The organism is bacterium, assembly GCA_020440705.1.
GTDB lineage: Bacteria > Krumholzibacteriota > Krumholzibacteriia > LZORAL124-64-63 > LZORAL124-64-63 > JAGRNP01.
In genome coordinates this window covers 1-16,685 of sequence record JAGRNP010000002.1, presented here as the reverse complement: position 1 = coordinate 16,685, position 16,685 = coordinate 1, and the positions used below count along the sequence as shown (strand labels likewise).

At 70.7% G+C, this 16,685-nt stretch carries 14 protein-coding genes; 5 read left to right on the top strand and 9 right to left on the bottom strand.

The window, feature by feature from the left end; translation table 11 throughout:
• Positions 1-176: 176 nt before the first annotated feature.
• The 3 genes from KDM41_00555 to KDM41_00545 all read right to left on the bottom strand — a co-directional run bounded on the left by KDM41_00555 (position 177) and on the right by KDM41_00545 (position 3,388).
• Positions 177-485: an RNA-binding protein gene (locus KDM41_00555; protein ID MCB1181901.1), complete on the bottom strand. Its 309-nt coding sequence runs from the start codon at positions 483-485 to the stop codon at positions 177-179.
• Between the two features lie 261 nt (positions 486-746).
• A complete protein-coding gene (locus KDM41_00550; GenBank protein ID MCB1181900.1) occupies positions 747-1,865 on the bottom strand; it encodes a DUF1624 domain-containing protein in 1,119 nt (372 codons plus the stop codon).
• A gap of 74 nt (positions 1,866-1,939) precedes the next feature.
• Positions 1,940-3,388: a hypothetical protein gene (locus KDM41_00545; protein MCB1181899.1), complete on the bottom strand. Its 1,449-nt coding sequence runs from the start codon at positions 3,386-3,388 to the stop codon at positions 1,940-1,942.
• 162 nt (positions 3,389-3,550) lie between these two features.
• On the opposite strand from KDM41_00545, the gene KDM41_00540 reads away from it, so the two are divergent.
• On the top strand, positions 3,551-4,603 hold the full coding sequence (locus KDM41_00540) for a DUF1028 domain-containing protein (protein MCB1181898.1): 1,053 nt from the start codon (positions 3,551-3,553) through the stop codon (positions 4,601-4,603).
• A gap of 1 nt (position 4,604) precedes the next feature.
• Positions 4,605-5,606 (top strand): hypothetical protein, encoded by a 1,002-nt coding sequence (locus tag KDM41_00535; GenBank protein MCB1181897.1) that lies wholly within the window; start codon positions 4,605-4,607, stop codon positions 5,604-5,606.
• Positions 5,607-5,630: 24 nt separating this feature from the next.
• Here the strand turns inward: KDM41_00535 and KDM41_00530 are convergent, their stop codons facing one another.
• From KDM41_00530 to KDM41_00515, 4 genes are all read right to left on the bottom strand, one after another.
• Positions 5,631-6,374, bottom strand: coding sequence for a hypothetical protein (locus KDM41_00530; GenBank protein ID MCB1181896.1), 744 nt, complete (start codon positions 6,372-6,374; stop codon positions 5,631-5,633).
• Between the two features lie 74 nt (positions 6,375-6,448).
• On the bottom strand, positions 6,449-7,693 hold the full coding sequence (locus KDM41_00525; GenBank protein ID MCB1181895.1) for an MFS transporter: 1,245 nt from the start codon (positions 7,691-7,693) through the stop codon (positions 6,449-6,451).
• Positions 7,694-7,757: 64 nt separating this feature from the next.
• Positions 7,758-8,093 carry a hypothetical protein gene (locus tag KDM41_00520; GenBank protein MCB1181894.1) on the bottom strand — a complete coding sequence of 112 codons (336 nt, stop codon included), beginning with the start codon at positions 8,091-8,093 and terminating at the stop codon, positions 7,758-7,760.
• Complete coding sequence (locus KDM41_00515; GenBank protein ID MCB1181893.1) at positions 8,090-8,653, bottom strand: DinB family protein; 564 nt, start codon at positions 8,651-8,653, stop codon at positions 8,090-8,092. Before KDM41_00515 ends, KDM41_00520 begins: the two co-directional genes overlap by 4 nt.
• A gap of 68 nt (positions 8,654-8,721) precedes the next feature.
• Here KDM41_00515 and KDM41_00510 point away from each other — a divergent pair, with 68 nt between their 5' ends.
• Positions 8,722-9,141, top strand: a complete 420-nt coding sequence (locus KDM41_00510; protein MCB1181892.1) for a peptidylprolyl isomerase — start codon at positions 8,722-8,724, stop codon at positions 9,139-9,141.
• A gap of 191 nt (positions 9,142-9,332) precedes the next feature.
• Positions 9,333-13,553: a response regulator gene (locus tag KDM41_00505; GenBank protein MCB1181891.1), complete on the top strand. Its 4,221-nt coding sequence runs from the start codon at positions 9,333-9,335 to the stop codon at positions 13,551-13,553.
• 84 nt (positions 13,554-13,637) lie between these two features.
• Here KDM41_00505 and KDM41_00500 read toward each other — a convergent pair whose 3' ends face one another.
• Positions 13,638-14,561 carry a hypothetical protein gene (locus KDM41_00500; GenBank protein ID MCB1181890.1) on the bottom strand — a complete coding sequence of 308 codons (924 nt, stop codon included), beginning with the start codon at positions 14,559-14,561 and terminating at the stop codon, positions 13,638-13,640.
• Positions 14,562-14,653: 92 nt separating this feature from the next.
• Positions 14,654-15,577, bottom strand: a complete 924-nt coding sequence (locus KDM41_00495) for a GAF domain-containing protein (GenBank protein ID MCB1181889.1) — start codon at positions 15,575-15,577, stop codon at positions 14,654-14,656.
• 240 nt (positions 15,578-15,817) lie between these two features.
• Here KDM41_00495 and KDM41_00490 point away from each other — a divergent pair.
• Positions 15,818-16,685 (top strand): hypothetical protein (locus tag KDM41_00490; GenBank protein ID MCB1181888.1); only part of this gene is annotated, 868 nt, incomplete at its 3' end.

Here is a 16,685-nt window from a genome sequence, read left to right as displayed (position 1 = left end):
TGATTTGACAAAAATCCAGTTCGAATTCGGTGAGAGGACGGAAAAACCCCGCCTTCCGGAGAAGACGGGGTTCCCGACGGGAAGCGGGCCCGAACACGGGCTCCGCGAGTCCTGGGAGGGGGCGCGGCGATCGCCGGATCACGCTGCCCCCTGGGTCGCGCTGCGGACAGTCCGGACTACCAGCGCCCGCCGCCACCACCGCCGCCGCCGTAGCCCCGGCCACCGCCGCCGCCACCGCCGCGCTGACGCTCCTGGGCCTCGTTCACGCGCAGGGCCCGACCGCCCATGTCGGCGCCGTCGAGAGCCTGCATGGCGGCCACGGCCGCGTCGTCATCCATCTCCACGAAGCCGAAGCCCCGGGGACGGCCGGTCTCCCGATCGTTGATCAGGGCCACGCTGTGCACGTTGCCGTGCTGGCCGAACAGGTTGCGGAGCTCGTCGTCGGTGGCGCTGAAGGGCAGGTTGCCCACGTACAGTTTCTTCATCTTCCATCTCTCCAGGTGCCGGTCTTCCGGCAAACACAAGCGTCGCGGGCCACCGGCCAAATCCGGGAGACCCCTCTCGCTTCGAACCAGCCCGGCACGGCGCCGGACTCCTTCCCCCGGCCGTCGGGGGAAATCGGGAACCGTCCCGACCCGGACCCGGATCGCGACGGCCGCCTGACGAAAATTTCCCGGGAGCAAAACAATGCGACGGGGCTCATCGAGGCCCGTGCACCATAACCGCGGCCCAAAACGGAGGCAAGGTCAGATCCGCACGAAGATCCCCCGCCGATGCAGCTCCCGCAGCAGCGCCCACCACAGCACCACCGTGCCCAGGGCGAACACCAGCGACCCGTTCACCGGCCCCGCCCACGCGGCGCAGAGATGGCGGTAGAGCCACGTCCTGAGGCTGACGGCGGCGTCCCCGTCGTCCACCCGGATCAGCGCCAGCACGCGGGCCAGCAGACCCGAGCCGACGAAGGCGAGCAGGGCATTGCTGCCGAACACGAGGGCGGGCGCGGTGCCGCGACGCCAGCCCCGCACGTCGAGGGCCCAGGCGCAGGCCGCCAGCAGGAGCGCCGCCAGGCCCGACGTCAGGACGGTGTAGCTGACCGTCCAGAGCTGCTTGTTGACCGGCTCGAGACGGCCGAGGGCCAGACCGGTCCCGGTCGCGACGACGCCGGCGAGGGCGAGGCGGCGCAGGCGGCCGGCGAGGGGATCGGGGGCGCGCAGCAGGTCGCCGGCGAAGACGCCGGCGAGGGTGCCCGCCACCGTCGGCAGGGTCGAGACCAGGCCCTCCGGATCGAAGGGCACGCCGGCCCCCGCGTAGAGGTGGGCCGCGCCGGGCCACCGCAGGTCGACCCAGCGGACGAAGTTGTCGGCGAGGGCGAAGCTGCCGCCGCCCCAGCCGGCGACGAGGGGCAGGCGCATGAGGAGTTCGTAGGCGAGCAGGGCGGCGCCGGCGACGGCGAGCCGGCGCCGCGTGTCCGCCGTGGCGACGACCACGAGGGCCGCCGCGCCGTAGCAGAGGGCGATGCGCTGCAGCACGCCCCACCAGCGCCAATGGGCGGGTTCGGTGTAGGGGAATCCGTTCAGGAGCAGGCCCACGACGAAGATGGCCGCCGTGCGCACGGCGATCTTGCGGCGCAGGTCGGCGGGCGTGGCCCCGTGGGCGCGGCGGCGCGCGAAAGCCAGGCTGATGGCGGCGCCGACGGCGAAGAGGAAGAACGGGAAGACCAGATCGGTGGGCGTCCAGCCGTGCCAGGCGGCGTGGCGCAGCGGCGGGTGGATGTGGGCCCACGAGCCGGGGTTGTTGACGAGGATCATCAGGGCCACGGTCAGGCCCCGGAAGACGTCGAGGGAGAGCAGGCGTTCGGTCTTCATGGGCCGAGTCTGCCTGCTCTCCCCCGGGTTGACGAGGAGAGATTTCCCGGGCGTGGCCGGGAGCGTCGCGTCCGCTACTTGCCGGGCGCCGACGAGTCGGGCGCCGAACCGCGCGCGCCCTTCATCATGGCCCCGAGGTACCAGGTGGCGTTCAGGCCCACCGGCAGGGGCTCGATCTTCTCGACCACCGGCTCGGCCGGCGGCGCCGCCGTGACCTCGACCGCCGGCGCGGCGGTCTCGACCGTGCGGGTCGGCTCGGTGCGCACCTGGACCGGCGTCTCGACCGCGGCCGCCCGGGCCGGCCGCGTGCGGGTCGGTTCCGCGCGGGCGAGGCCGAACTCGCTGACCGCCTCGCGCTGCACCAGGGCCACGTAGCGGCCGAGGTTGGCGTCGAGCTGGGCCCGCATGGCGTCGGCCTGCTCGTGGGCGCCGAGTTCGCTGTACAGGTCCATGGCCTGCAGGGCGTACTCGACCCGGGCCGGATCGAGGCGCGCCGAGAGCAGGCTCAGTTCGAGGGGGATCGCGCGGAAGCCCTCTTCGCGCAGGATGTGGCCGCCGGTGTCGATCTGGCGGGCGAGCTGGGCCGGGTTCGCCACCACGACCAGGGCCAGGGCGAAGGCCATGACCGCCACGGCGTAGTAGTCGCCCTTGACGCGCGTCTTCAGGCCGGGCTCGACCATCACCTGGCGGACGCCCTCGAGGGCCTGGGCCACGTAGCCGAGGAAGCCCAGGGCGACCACGGCGGCGACGGCGATCAGGCCGCGCTCGAGCAGGACGCCGTGGTCGGCGAGCCAGCCGGCCGTCTCGTGGTGGCGCCACAGGGACAGGCCGTTCCGCAGCAGCACCGCCGCGGCCACCACGGGCCAGGCGCCCCACAGCACCAGGGCCGCGCGGCCGGCGCGACCGCTCATGAGCAGGCCGGAACCGGGAGCCACCAGGCCGAGACCGCTGACGGTCCAGGCGCGGCGCACCCACCAGGGCAGCTTGTTCACGCTCGGGATGCCCTCGGCACCGATCAGGTGCAGGGCGCGCGCCCAGGCCGTGAAGCCGCCGGCCACGGCCAGCACCACGAGTCCGAGCCAGGCCCAGACGGTCGCCGGTCGCGAGGCGTCGACGATGCCGTCGAAGCCCAGCCCCGCCAGCAGCGCCGTGGCGCCGACCGCCAGGCCGGCCACGGCCACCCAGCCCTTCTGCCGGCGCCCGCGGGGCGTCAGGAAGAGCGCGAGGGGTCCGAGCACGTACGTCAGCAGCGCCAGCGGGGCAAACTGCAACTTCCCCTTGGCCGGCGGCGCGGGCTTTTTGCGACGCGGGGCGGGCTCGCCGGGCGTGGCGACCGCCGTCAGCGGCCGGATGGGCACGCCCGTGGCCGCCAAGGCCGGGCGCTGGCTCGCCGGCGCGGGCGGGATGTTGCCGATCTTCACCTCGGCGCGCGGGCGCGGCGCGGGTTGCGTCGGTTTCCTGTCGGGGGTCATGACTTCCAGGACGTCCCCGGCCTCGATCAACCAAGTCTTGTCGTCGTTCATGGCGCTACCAACCGTGTATCGGGTTGCCTGCTTGCACGGCGTCAATCTGCAACGTGCCTGCGGTCTTCTCGGACCGGAGTTGCAAGCGGTGTACCGTTGAGCGCGCCCGGACGGGAGTGTAGAGTGGCGGCGGCCCCTCCCACTCGCCGAAAGGAACCGAACATGCGCCACGTTCCGCGCCCCGCGCGCCTCGCCCCGCCGGCAGCGGCCCTGCTGCTCGTCCTCGTTCTCGCCCTCGCCCCCGCCGACGGCGTGGCCGTGCCCCCGTCGCCCCTGCGGCCGGTGACGACCTACTCGATCGTCGCCCGCGACCTGGAGACCGGCGAACTGGGCGTGGCCGTCCAGTCGCACTGGTTCAGCGTCGGGGCCCTGGTGCCCTGGGCCGAGGCCGGCGTCGGCGCGGTGGCGACCCAGTCGATGGTCGATCCGAGCTACGGGCCGCGCGGGCTGGCGCTCATGCGCCAGGGCCTGCGGGCGCCGATCGCCCTGTCGGAACTGCTCGAGCAGGACGAGAACGCGGCCATCCGGCAGGTGGCCTTCGTCGACGCGACGGGCGAGGCCGCCGCCCACACGGGCGGGCGCTGCATCGCCGAGGCCGGCCAGTACGTGGGTCGGGGCTTCTCGGTGCAGGCGAACCTGATGGCGAACGGGACGGTGCCGGCGGCCATGGCGGCGGCCTTCGAGCAGACGCGGGGGCCCCTGGCGGAGCGGCTGGTGGCGGCCCTGGCCGCGGCCGAGGGCGCGGGGGGCGACATCCGCGGCCGGCAATCGGCGGCGCTGCTCGTCGTGGCGGCCGAGGCCACGGGCAACGTCTGGCAGGACGTGCTGGTCGACCTGCGCGTGGAGGACCACCCCGACCCCGTGGCCGAGCTGACCCGCCTGCTCGGCCTGCACCGGGGCTACGAGATGATGAACGCGGGCGACCTGGCCGTCGAGGCGGGCGACCAGCGGGCCGCCGACCACCACTACGGCGAGGCCGAGCGTCTGCTCGCCGGCAACCTCGAGGCGCGCTACTGGCACGCCGTGGCCCTGGCCAACTCGGGGCGCGTCGACAAGGCGCTGAACATCTTCGGCGAAGTCTTCCTCGCCGACGAGAACTGGCGCACCCTGACCCCGCGCCTGGTGCCGCCGGGCTTCCTCGCCGTCGACGCCGCCACCCTCGACCGCATCCTGTCCGTGGTGCCGCCCGCCGCGGCGAACGAAGGGAACCGCTAGCATGTCCGACCGGATCGCCACCCTGGCCTGCGGGCTCGCCCTGCTCGTCCTCGCCGGCTGCGGCGAGCGCATCGAGGCCCCGGCCCCGCACACGCTCACCCTGTGGGACGACGCCGTCATCCACTTCGCGCCGGACGACTCCCTTGCCTACGAAGCGCCCTTCGCCGACCCGCGGGACAGCGGCCGCGTGAACCGCACCTACCGGGAACTGCCGCCCCTGGCCGGACCGCAGCAGGTGACGCTGCGGCTGAAGGTGTCGCCCATGCGCAAGGACATCCGGAACATGCACGACCGCTGGGACCGCGCGGGCTGGGTGCGGCTGGTGAAGCCGGGCATGGCGCCCGTCGAGCTGTGCCGGTTCATGACGGCCTACGGCGGCGAGATCACCCACGTGGTCGACGTGACGCGGGCCTGGCCCCTGCTCACCGGGCACTGCGAATTCGAGGTCTTCATCGACACGTGGGTCACGCCGGCCTGGACCGTGGACGTCGACCTGGTCTTCACGCCCGACGCGGTGGGCGCGGTCGACCCGCCGCGCTGGACCACGGGACTCGTGTTTCCCGCCGGCGGCCTGACCGCCGTCGCGCCCGAGGCGACGACCACCCTGACCGTGCCGCCGCGCACGCGCTACGTCGAGGTGGCGGCCATCACCACGGGGCACTGCACCGACGGCTCGGGGGCCGACGAGTTCATCACCAAGGACAACGTGATCCTGGTCGACGGGGTCGAGGTCCACCGCTGGCGGCCCTGGCGCGACGACTGCGGCGACTTCCGGGCGGTGAACCCGTACTGCGCCAAGTGGGGCGACGGCTCGTGGAGCAGCGACTACCCGCGCAGCGGCTGGTGTCCCGGCGACGTGACGCGGCCGACCTTCATCGACCTGAGCGACGTGCTCACGCCGGGCGAACACACGGTGACGTGGCGGGTCGAGGACATCCGGCCCGCCGACGCCGAGGGCAACCACGGGTACTGGCGGGTGTCGGCGGCCGCGAGCGGCTGGTAGGCGCCGCGGCCGCCGGGATGAGGGTCAGGGCGTGCGGGTGGCGGTGATCCGGGAGACGCTCACCGGGCACGTGCTCGCGCCCGCGATCGGGCCCCAGTCCCAGTCCTCGAGCCCCGACATGAGGTTCGGGGTGTAGACGACCAGGTTGTGGGTGCCGGTGGTGAAGCCGCCGTCCTCGGGATAGGTGCCCGTCAGGGTGAGCCGGTTGCCGTTCCAGGTGCCGGCCACCTGGTTGGCGTCGTCGCCCAGCAGACCCTTCAGCGTGACCGCGGTGCCCGTGCGGGTGATCGTCACCCCGTAGGTGGTCTCGTCGCCCTCCTCGCCGTCGCAACCGCCGTTCGCCACCGTGACCAGGGTGTGGTAGCTCCAGCCGCCGACCGGATCGAACGATCCCGCCACCACCACCGTCACCACCGTCGAGGCCGTGGCCTTGTCGGCGTCGGTGACGGTCAGCGGGATGGTGAAGGTGCCCGCGGCGGTCGGCACGCCGCCCAGCCCGAAGGCCGTGGCGGTGCTCTGGTCGGCCAGGCCCGCCGGCAGGTCGGCCGCGTCGAAGGCGAAGACGTAGGGCGTGCGGCCGCCGGTGACGCCGAGGGTCTCGCCGTAGGTGGCGCCGAGCAGGCCGAGGGGCAGACGGTCGCCGGCGAAGACGAGGGTGGCCGGCGCGGTCGTGTTCTTGTCCGGTCCTTCCGACTCGCAGCCGGACAGGGCCAGCAGGGTCAGCAGGGTCAGGAATGCCGGGAGCCGCGGCCGTCGCAGACGGGTCATGGTGGATCCTCCGCGTTGATGGTGGGGCGAGGGTTCGTCCGCCAGTGTAGCACAAACCCCACCGGGCCGGTGGGTTATCGGGGTCGCGAGGCCGTCCGGATCCGGCCGCCGGTCAGGACCATCAGCAGGGCCAGGCCGGCGCCCACGGCCGCGACGACCCAGAAGCCGCCGTTCTCGCCCCCGACGCCGACCGTGTCGACGAGCCATCCCACGGCCGGAGCCAGCACCATGGCGGCGATCCCCTTGGCCTGGTTCTCCACCGAGAGGATGGTGGCGCCGCTGGCGTCGTCGCTGAACTCGTCGAAGCGGCTGACGTGCATGGGCCGGAAGAGGTTCTGCAGCAGGTGCATGAGGATGAAGACGGCGATGGCCGCGAACGTGCGGCCGAAATACAGCAGCGGCGCCATGACGACGTAGCCGCCGAGCATGCCCAGCCAGACGACCCGCACGCCCGCCTCCTCGCCCCCGCGCCACGCCGCCAGCCGGTGCGAGTTGCGGCTGGCCCACGCCGCCAGCAGGTTCACCAGCAGGTAGACCACGCCGACGAGGACCGCCGTGCGCTTGTCCTGCGCGAGGGCCGCCAGCAGCGGCAGGGCCAGGGCGGCCTGCTGCACCATGGGCTGCAGGTAGTCCTTCGCCACCTTGAACACGCCCTCGAAGCCCATGGACTCGGCCACCAGGCGCCGCAGGTGCGGGATGCGCAGCACGTCGCCGAAGGCGTGCTGCAGGTGCCGCACGACCTCGCGCGGGGAGGCCGAGCCGTCGCCGTCGCCGTCGAGGGAGGCCGGATAGGCCAGGAATTTCGCGATGCCCGCCACGTAGGGGACGATCGACAGCCAGAACACCCAGCGGTACTCCTCCAGCCACACCACCAGCGCCGTGGCGACGACGATGCTCAGGGCCGAACCCAGCTTCGACCACGAGCGGGTGAAGCCGTAGACGCGGGTCTTCTCGTCGAGGCGGCCCTCCTCGCGCAACCAGCTGAAGATCATGGCCTTGTGGGTGCCGGTGCGGAAGGCGTCGCCCACCGCATAGAGCACCATGGCCGGTGCGAACTCCCAGAACGAGCGGGCCGAGGCGAAGATCAGGAACGACGCGATGTAGGCCACGAACGAGGTGATCATGGCCCGGCGGCGGCCGAAGAGGTCGGCCACCGCCCCGGACGGGATCTCCATGAGGTTGGCCGCGAACTCGCGGATCGCGACCAGGAAGCCGATCGCCGTGTAGTCGAGTCCCTTGTCCAGGAAGTTCAGCACCAGGAAGGGCTCGAAGTAGCGCTGGTTCTTGAGGAAGCCGTACAGGGAGAAGCGGAAGATCACGTCGGGTCCTGTCGGGTTCGGAGGTCGGGATCGGGGAAGGGGCCGAAACGCGCGCCGGGGCCGGCTACCACACCATGGGCACGTAGCCGTCGCGGATCAGGTTCGAGATCCGCTCGCCCACATAGATCACCTCGACGCCGAGTTCCGTCAGCCCCTCGCGGACGCCGGAACGGTCGGCCACGAAGCGGCAGGCCAGGGCGGTGCCCTCCTGCCGGCCGTATTCCAGGACCATCTCCTGCAGGTCCTCGTCGGCCAGGAGCAGCGCCTCGCTCGGGCCGAAGAAGACGAGCTGGACGTCGGCGAGCCAGCCGTACTTGCGGGCGTTCACGGCGTACATGGTCCCGGCGAGGGCCTTGTCCCGCTCGCCGGTGCCGATGATGACGACGACGCGGTCGCTCATTCCGCGCCCTCCTGCTCCCGGTAGCCGAGCCAGTCGAGGCCGTAGCGGTCGCGCAGCACCTCGAGGTGGTGGCGCTCGTGGCCGGCGATCAGCCAGGGCAGGGCGTTGACCGTGACCGGGGCGCCGTTGGCCTCGCCGCGCCGGGCGATGGCCGCGGCGTCGAAAGAGCGGAAGAGGTAGAGATGGTTGGTGCGGGCCACGTGGTGCTCCTTCCACAGCTCGGGCCGGGAGCGCACGCCGGCGTTGCTGTGGGCGGCCCAGACGTTCTCGTCCATGCCCGGCTGGGGCGCCGGCTCGCCCCGGGCGATCCACAGGGCCCGGAAGGCGAACAGGCGCTCGGTGTCGATGAGGTGGCCCACCAGCTCGCGCACCGACCATTTGCCCTCGGCGTAGCGGTAGCCCGCCTGTTCGTCGGTGATGGATTTGAGCCCTTCGAGCACGCAATAGCCCGATTCCCGCAGCACATGCAGCACGTCGCGCCCGTCGTCAGGGACCTTCGCCAGGTAGGACGCGTAGAAGGGGGCGAACTCGTCGGCGGCGGGGCGCTTGTAGCGAATCATTGGCTTTCTCACTCCCAGCGCGTAGTTTTGGGGCGAAACCCATCAGGATCCCAATGCGAGGACGAGCCATGATTGAAGCAGGAAAGACGGTCCAGGTCCACTACAAGGGCACCCTCGGCGACGGCACGGTGTTCGACAGCTCGGAGGGCCGCGACCCCATCGCGTTCGAGGTCGGCAGCGGGCAGGTGATTCCCGGTTTCGAGGCGGCCGTGGTGGGCATGGCGGTCGGCGACTCCCAGACCGTGAACATCCCCTGCGCCGAGGCCTACGGCGAGCCGCGCGAGGAGATGATCGGCCAGGTGCCCCGCTCGGAGCTGCCCGAGGGGCTCGAGCCCAAGGTCGACATGGTGCTCGCCATGCAGTCCCCCGAGGGCGAGATGCCCGTGCGGGTGATCGAGGTGGCCGAGGACACCATCACCCTCGACGCGAACCACCCCCTGGCCGGCCACGATCTCACCTTCGAACTGACGCTGGTCGCGATCCTCTGATCCGGCCGGAACCGTCGGCGCCGCTGCGGGCCGGTTCCCCAGGGGGGACCGGCCCTTCCCGTTGTTCCCCGCGAGCCCGTTTTCCGCGTGATAATCCCGTTCAAGTCCCCATCCCGCAGGCCGATAGAAAATTCGAAAACCTATTCTTACCACCCGGGGGGCCGCGGCCCCGCAGCCGGAGAAATATCTGCATGTCCCGTAGACACCTGCTCGCCTTCCTGGTGTTGTTCCGGTTCCTGGCGTCCTCGCCGGCAACCGCCCGGGCCGATTCCGAACTGCCGTACCGCTTCCACCGCCTGATGCTCGAGGACGGCCTTTCCCAGAGCTCCATCGTCTCGATCCACCAGGACAGCCGCGGCTTCGTGTGGATGGGCACCCAGGACGGGTTGAACCGCTATGACGGGTCGAAATTCATCACCTACAAGACCGATCCGGACAGCCCGCACAGCCTGAGCGACCCGAACATCACCTGCATCGCCGAGGACCCCCGCGGCGACCTGTGGCTGGGCACCGAGGGCGGCGGCTTCAACGTCTACTCCCGGAACCTCGACCTGTTCACCCCCTACCGCAACGACCCGTCCCAGTCGAGCAAGCACCACTACTTCGACGTGCGCGACGTGCTCGTGGGCGAAGACGGCCGCATCTGGCTGGCCACCCTGGGCGACGGCCTGATGGCCTTCACGCCGGGGACGGGAACGTTCGAGACCTTCCTGCACGATCCCAAGGTGCCCGAGAGCCTCGCCTCGAACGAGGTGCACAGCCTGCTGGCGGCGCCCGACGGCACCCTGTGGGTGGGCACCTCTCGCGGCCTGTCCCACTTCGACCCCCGCACCGGCCTGTGCCGCAACGAGATCCACGATCCGGCCGACGACGACTCGATCCTGCCGGGCGAGATCCACGTGGTCGCCGCCGGCAGCGACGGACAGCTGTGGCTCGGCTCGACCATCGGGCTCGGCCGCTACGACCCCGCGACCGACCGCTTCACCCGCTTCGACCTGTGCCCCGCCGGGGCCGCGCCGCTGACCGAAATGTCGGTGACGGCCGCCCTCGAGGTGGCCGACGGCAGCGTCTGGGTGGGCACCGAGCACCGCGGCCTGTACCTGCTCGACCCGCTCACCGGCCGCTGCCGCGGCTTCCAGAACGACCCCCAGGACGAGACCAGCCTGAGCGACAACGAGGTCATGAGCATCATGCTCGACCGCACGGGCGTGCTCTGGGTGGGCACCAGCAACGGCGCCAACCGCCTCGACACCAAGGCGAAGCAGTTCTACCACGTGTTCAGCCAGCCCGGCAGCCCCGCCAGCCTCAGCCACGACTGCGTGTGGGCCATCTGGGAGGACCGCACCAACGACGTGTGGGCCGTGACCGAGGAGGGCGTGAACATCTACCACCCCGAGACGAACTCGGTGGAGCAGATCACGGCCGACCCGGACAATCCCTTCGCCCCCAGCTACAACAGCTTCATCGAGCTCTACGAGGACGCCGACGGCGGCATCTGGATGGCCGCCCGGGACGGCGCCCTGAACCGCTTCGATCCGCGCACCCGGCGTTTCAAGCGCTTCCCCGCCGATCCGGACTCGGCCGCCCTGCCGGCCACCGACCGCATCTTCGCCATGGAGGGCGACGGCAAGGGCCGCATCTGGATGGGCTCCATGGACGGCATCGAGATCTACGACATGGTCACGGGCACCTTCAGCTCGCTGCGGAACGACCCGACCAACCCCTACAGCCTGCCGCAGGGCAGCATCCGGGCCCTCGTGTTCGACCACGCCGGCCGCATGTGGGTCAGCGCCTGGGGCAACGGCATCTCGTACCGGGATCCGGTGACGGGGCTCTTCCACCATTTCCGCCACCGGCCCGACGACACCACGAGCCTGAGCGGCAACGTGGCCCTGTGCATCTTCGAGGACAGCAAGGAGCGCATCTGGGTGGGCACGAGCTCGGGCCTGAACCTGCTGAACGCGGACACGGGCGAATGCCTGTGGTTCACCGAGCGCGACGGCCTGCCCAACAACACCATCTACGGCATCCAGGAGGACGACGCCGGACGCCTCTGGTTCAGCACCAACTACGGCCTGGCCCAGTTCGACCCCGACTCGGGCGTCATCCAGAGCTACACCGCGCGCGAGGGCATCCAGGACAACGAGTTCAACATGGGGGCCTACCACACCGGGCGCAGCGGCAAGATGTACTTCGGCGGCATCCGGGGCTTCACGGCGTTCTATCCGGACAGCATCCGGCACAACCCCTACGTGCCGGCGGTGGTGCTGACCGACTTCCGCATCTTCAATCGTCCGGTGCGTCCGGGGCCCGACGCCGACGGCCGCGTGATCATGGAGCGCTCGATCAGCGAGGCCGACAAGATCGACCTGACCCACCGCGACAACGTGATCAGCTTCGAGTTCGCGGTGCTGCACTTCGCGTCGCCCGAGAAGAACCGCTTCGCCTACAAGCTCGAGGGCTTCGAGGACCGCTGGAACGACGTGGGCACGCGCAACCACGCCACCTACACGAACCTGCCGCCGGGGCACTACACCTTCCGGGTGCGGGGCACCAACAACGACGGCGTGTGGAACTCCGAGGGCGCCTCGATCGACATCTTCGTGCACCCGCCCTTCTACCGGCAGGCCTGGTTCATCGCCCTGGCGATCACGCTGCTGGGCAGCACGATCTACGGCGCGCACCGCTACCGCATGCGCCTGCTGGACATCAAGAACCGGCTGCTCGAGCGGCGCGTGACCGAGCGCACCGAGGACCTCACCCGCGCCAACCAGCACCTGCAGCAGGAGATCGCGGTGCGGCGGCGCATCGAGGAGGAGCTGCGCGAGGCCAAGGACTCGGCCGAGGCCGCGACCCAGGCCAAGAGCGACTTCCTGGCCAACATGAGCCACGAGATCCGGACGCCCATGAACGGCGTGCTGGGCATGACCTCGATCATGCTCGACACCGAGCTGACGCCCGAGCAGCGCGAGTACAGCGAGATGATCTACTCGAGCGCCCGCAACCTGCTGGTCGTCATCAACGACATCCTGGACTTCTCGAAGATCGAGGCCGGCAAGCTCGACCTCGAGGACATCGAGTTCGACCTCTGCCGGGTCGTGGACGACGTGGCCGACGTGATCTCGCTGAAGGCCCGCGAGAAGCAGCTGGACCTGAGCTGCATGATCGAGCCCGGCGTGGCGCGCTACCTGCGCGGCGATCCGGGCCGGCTGCGGCAGGTGCTGACGAATCTCGCCAACAACGCGGTGAAGTTCACCGACGCGGGCGAGGTGCAGGTGGTCGTGACCGCCGAGCAGAGCAAGCCCTTCTGGACCGAGCTGCGCTTCGAGGTGCGCGACACGGGCGTCGGCATTCCCGAGGACCGCAAGGACCGCATCTTCCAGAGCTTCACCCAGGTAGACGCCTCGATCACGCGGCAATACGGCGGCACGGGGCTCGGCCTCGCCATCGTCAAGCAGCTCGTGACGCTGATGGGCGGCCAGACGGGGGTCGAGAGCGAGGTCGGCGAGGGCGCGACGTTCTGGTTCACGGTGGGCTTCCAGGTCGCGCGGCGCGAGTACCTGCGCCCCGAGCACCTGCCCGTGCTGGTGGCCCACGAGTCGGCGCACGTGCGCTACGTCGTGGCCCGCAAGCTCGAGTTCCTGGGCTATCCGGTCATCGAGCGGGATCCGGCGCGGCTGCTGGCCGGCAAGGGTTCGCCCCTGCCCGCGAAGCTCACCGCCACCATCGTGGGTGGCTGCAACGACCCGGCGGCGGTGAAGGAGAAGCTGGGCGAGCTCAAGCGGGCGCTCGACGGTCGCTCGGCGGCGGTCCTGCTCGTGTGCGAGCTCGGTTGCCCGATCGAGAAGGAGGACCTGGCCGGCGTCGGCCTGGACGGCTTCCTGACCCTGCCGCTGCACCACGATCGCCTCGAGGCCGCCCTCGAGCCCGTGGAGAAGGCCCTCGTCGGCGACGATCGGCCGGCCCGGGAGAAGGCCCTCGCGGGCGTTGCGGGTGCGGTCGGCGAGTCGCCGCTCATCCTGCTGGCCGAGGACAACCCCATCAACCAGCGCGTGGCCGGACTGCTGCTCGAGAAGCTGGGCTACCGCGTCGACGTGGCCGGCAACGGCCTCGAGGTGCTCGAGAAGGTGGCCACCGCCGACTACACCGCCATCCTGATGGACGTGCAGATGCCCCAGATGGACGGTCTCGAGGCCGCCCGCCGCATCCGGGCCGCCGACTCGCCGGCGCGCGACCGCCAGGTGCCCATCATCGCCCTGACGGCCCACGCCATGAAGCAGGACCGCCGCCGCAGTCTGGCCGCCGGCATGGACGACCACGTGTCCAAGCCCATGGACTCGGAGATCATCGCCGAGGTGCTGGCGCGCCACATCGCGCGGCGACACGCCCCCGCGGCCGCGCCGGTCGCGTAGGGACGTCCGGGCCGGGCCATCCGCAGACGAACGCCGCCGGCCCCGGGGCCGGCGGCGTCTCGCGTCCGGGGCGGTGCGCCCGCCTCAGTCGATCTCGATCTCGCCCATGCGCGACTTCTGCTCGAGGATCCGCAGCGTGGGTTCGGGCACCTCGACGTCGGTGCGATCGAGGCCGGAGCCGGCCCCCCGGTCGAGGACCAGGTTGCGGGGCACCTCGACCTGCAGGCCGCCCATGACCACCTCGAGCCGCGCGTCGCAGTCGTTGCGCCATTCCCCGGCCAGGTCGGCCGCGGTGCCGCCCATGCGGCAGCGGATGTCGAGCCGGGCCGGGCTCGCGTTCCCCAGCTTGACCAGCTCGCAGCCCCCCATGCGGCCGTTCACCGTGAACGACGCGACCGGCTCGCGCAGGGGTTCGTCGACCTCGACGGCGATGCCGCCCTTGTCGTAGCGCAGGTCGACGGCGGTGAGCCACAGCCCGCCCAGGTCGGCCTCGAGGCCGCCCTCGGTGACCAGGATGTTCAGTTCGAGGGCCAGTTCCGGGTCGACGAAGATGTCGACGCGCGACTGGTGGTTGCCGCCCATGAGCTCGCGCAGCATCGCCTGCAGGCCGGTGATGGTGCGGTGGAAGCGCACCTGGTACACCCAGCTCGAGTCGGCCCAGGTGTGGCGGTACTCGTCGAGCGCGTAGATCGATTCGTCGTAGTTGGCCTCGACCACGATGCCGCTGCCCGGTTGGCCCGGCCGCAGGCGGAACTCGCCCTGGCCCAGCTCGAGCACGAGCCAGCCGTGTCCGGGCGCGGGCTTGCCCTCCTCGGACACGGCGACCGCGGCCCCAACCAGGGGATCGGTGCCGGCGTCCTCGAGGCGGCGGACCTGGTCCTGGATGTTCTCCTCGCCCGACCGCGACGCCACGATGATGGCGTTCACGCCCAGGAAGACGAAGATCAGGACCACGATGCCCAGGCAACCCAGGCATCCGTTCTTCAGGCAACCGCCACCTCGCAGCATCGGGACGCTCCTCCGCGCAGGGAACATGGAAAAAGACTCCGCACCAACGGGATCTGGTACGGAGCCATCCTACAACGGTTGCGTCGGAGTTGTCAGATTTTCTGGACCGAGGCGTCGTCGCGGTCGCGGTCGCGGTCGCGGTACTGCTCGATGGTCTGGCGCATCCACTCGGTGCGCTCGGCGTGGTGGATGCAGGTGCCGGCGTTGATGGCGAAGACCTCGAGCGCCTGCAGGTCCTCCTCGTCGTAGCGCGTGCCCCGCGAGCGGCTGCTGATGTTCAGCACGCCCACGAGCTCGTCGCGCACGATGATCGGCATCACCATGGCGGCGTGCAGGTCGCGGGTCGGCTTGACCATGCCGGGATAGTTCTCGTGGTCGGAGTCGGGACCGAGCAGCACCGGCGTGCGCGTCTTCGCCACGTAGCCGGCGATGCCCTCGCCGATGGGCTGGGCCACGTCCATCAGGGCGGCGGTGTCGCGGTGGCCCGAGGCGGCCTTCATCTCGAGGCGCGTGCCGTCGGCGCTGACCAGCATCAGGCTGGCCTGCTGGCAGTCGAAGACCTCGAGGCAGGTGCTCGTGACGCCCTGGAAGAGCTTCATGGGCTCGGAGATCGCCCCCATCATGCGCGTCACGTTCAGCAGGGCGTGCAGCCGGATGGCGTTCTGCTTCTGGCGCTCGCCGGCGACGTTCTCCATGGCCTGCACCTGGTACCGCATGCGCGTGACCTTGATCTGCTGCGTGGTGAGGTACAGGACGAGCAGCAGGATCGAGCCGCCCAGCCCGGCGATCAGGACGATGTCGGTGCGGGCGCCGGGCCAGAACTCGCGCAGGGGCCCCTTGAGGGCGGGCGTGACGGCCATGAGCAGGCCGATCGAACTGAGCGCACAGATCGACGCCAGCAGGTACCAGTTCCGCATGGACTGGCGCTCGAGGCGTCTGCGGTCCGCCGAATGGCGCCGATTCTCCTCGCGCCAGCGGGTTTCGGCCTGCGCCGGCGGGTTTCCGGGCGTGGACATGATCTGGCGGTTCTCCCTTGCAGCGTGATGGGCGAAGACGTTCGCAGAGGAACGCTTTCGTTAGTCTTCGGCACGATCCGGGGCTGTTTTAGCGGGATTCGCGCGGGCGCCTTGACACCCGGGCGCCCCCGGCTCCCCTGCCCGCGTCGGTGCTGATGACGGTCGTCACCGCCCGCGTGGCCGGTGTGGTATAGTCATATGTCTCATGACCCAGGCCGAACCTCCGGGGGAAGGATCGTCATGCCCACTCGCCGCACCATGGCCGTCGCACTGCTCGGCGCGTGCCTCCTGGCCACCAACGTCGCCGCCCAATCCGGCTTCCTCAGCGGGCATTTCTGCCCGGCCGAAGGCAACCTCGAGATGACGTTCAGGCTCTACGAGACCGCCACCGTGCGTCTCGACGTGGGCGCCCCGTTCACCGGTCTGCCGCTGCGGACCCTTTTCGATGGCCAGCTGGCCGCCGGAGAGCATCTGTTCATGTTCGACGGTCGCGATGACGCAGGCCAACTCCTCGCACCCGGCATCTACCTCGCCACCCTGGTGGGGCCCGATGGCATCATCGAAGACATCATCGCCATCAATTGCGGCGACGACCTCTCCCTGCAGTCGGGCACCGTCATCGACGGCAAGGAGGTGAACCTGCCGGTGAGCGTGAATCTGGACACCTACGCCGCGGTCGACCTCGGCGTGTACGACGCGACGGGCACCACCCGTCTGGGCACCTTCTGGCAGGGCAACCACAGCGGTACGGTGACGTTCGGGTGGACGTTCCAGCTGGAGGGGGCGCCGTTGCCCGCGGGCGACTACGTGATGCGCATGGCGAGTCCGAACTACAACGAGGACGTCCCCTTCTCCATCGACCCCTACACGCCCCTGCAGATGACGACGATGATGACCGATGCCTCCGGCCTCCCGGTCGAGGACGGCGAGACGGATCCGCGGGCTCAGCTCAAGGGTCCGCTGCAGGAACTCGCGGTGACCTTCGACCGCAAGCTCACTCCCGCGGAGGCCGACTACCTCACGGTGCGGGGTCTCCGGTTCGGTGGCTTCCTCTTCGATTGGGCGCGCCCTGCGGGCGCCGTCGTCGCGCCCGACTCGCTGGGCATCA

Bases quoted from the DNA above. Each gene is read 5' to 3' on its own strand.
- KDM41_00555 (MCB1181901.1), bottom strand. From the start codon at position 485: ATGAAGAAACTGTACGTGGGCAACCTGCCCTTCAGCGCCACCGACGAC.
- KDM41_00550 (MCB1181900.1), bottom strand. From the start codon at position 1,865: ATGAAGACCGAACGCCTGCTCTCCCTCGACGTCTTCCGGGGCCTGACC.
- KDM41_00545 (MCB1181899.1), bottom strand. From the start codon at position 3,388: ATGAACGACGACAAGACTTGGTTGATCGAGGCCGGGGACGTCCTGGAA.
- KDM41_00540 (MCB1181898.1), top strand. From the start codon at position 3,551: ATGCGCCACGTTCCGCGCCCCGCGCGCCTCGCCCCGCCGGCAGCGGCC.
- KDM41_00535 (MCB1181897.1), top strand. From the start codon at position 4,605: ATGTCCGACCGGATCGCCACCCTGGCCTGCGGGCTCGCCCTGCTCGTC.
- KDM41_00530 (MCB1181896.1), bottom strand. From the start codon at position 6,374: ATGACCCGTCTGCGACGGCCGCGGCTCCCGGCATTCCTGACCCTGCTG.
- KDM41_00520 (MCB1181894.1), bottom strand. From the start codon at position 8,093: ATGAGCGACCGCGTCGTCGTCATCATCGGCACCGGCGAGCGGGACAAG.
- KDM41_00515 (MCB1181893.1), bottom strand. From the start codon at position 8,653: ATGATTCGCTACAAGCGCCCCGCCGCCGACGAGTTCGCCCCCTTCTAC.
- KDM41_00510 (MCB1181892.1), top strand. From the start codon at position 8,722: ATGATTGAAGCAGGAAAGACGGTCCAGGTCCACTACAAGGGCACCCTC.
- KDM41_00505 (MCB1181891.1), top strand. From the start codon at position 9,333: ATGTCCCGTAGACACCTGCTCGCCTTCCTGGTGTTGTTCCGGTTCCTG.
- KDM41_00500 (MCB1181890.1), bottom strand. From the start codon at position 14,561: ATGCTGCGAGGTGGCGGTTGCCTGAAGAACGGATGCCTGGGTTGCCTG.
- KDM41_00495 (MCB1181889.1), bottom strand. From the start codon at position 15,577: ATGTCCACGCCCGGAAACCCGCCGGCGCAGGCCGAAACCCGCTGGCGC.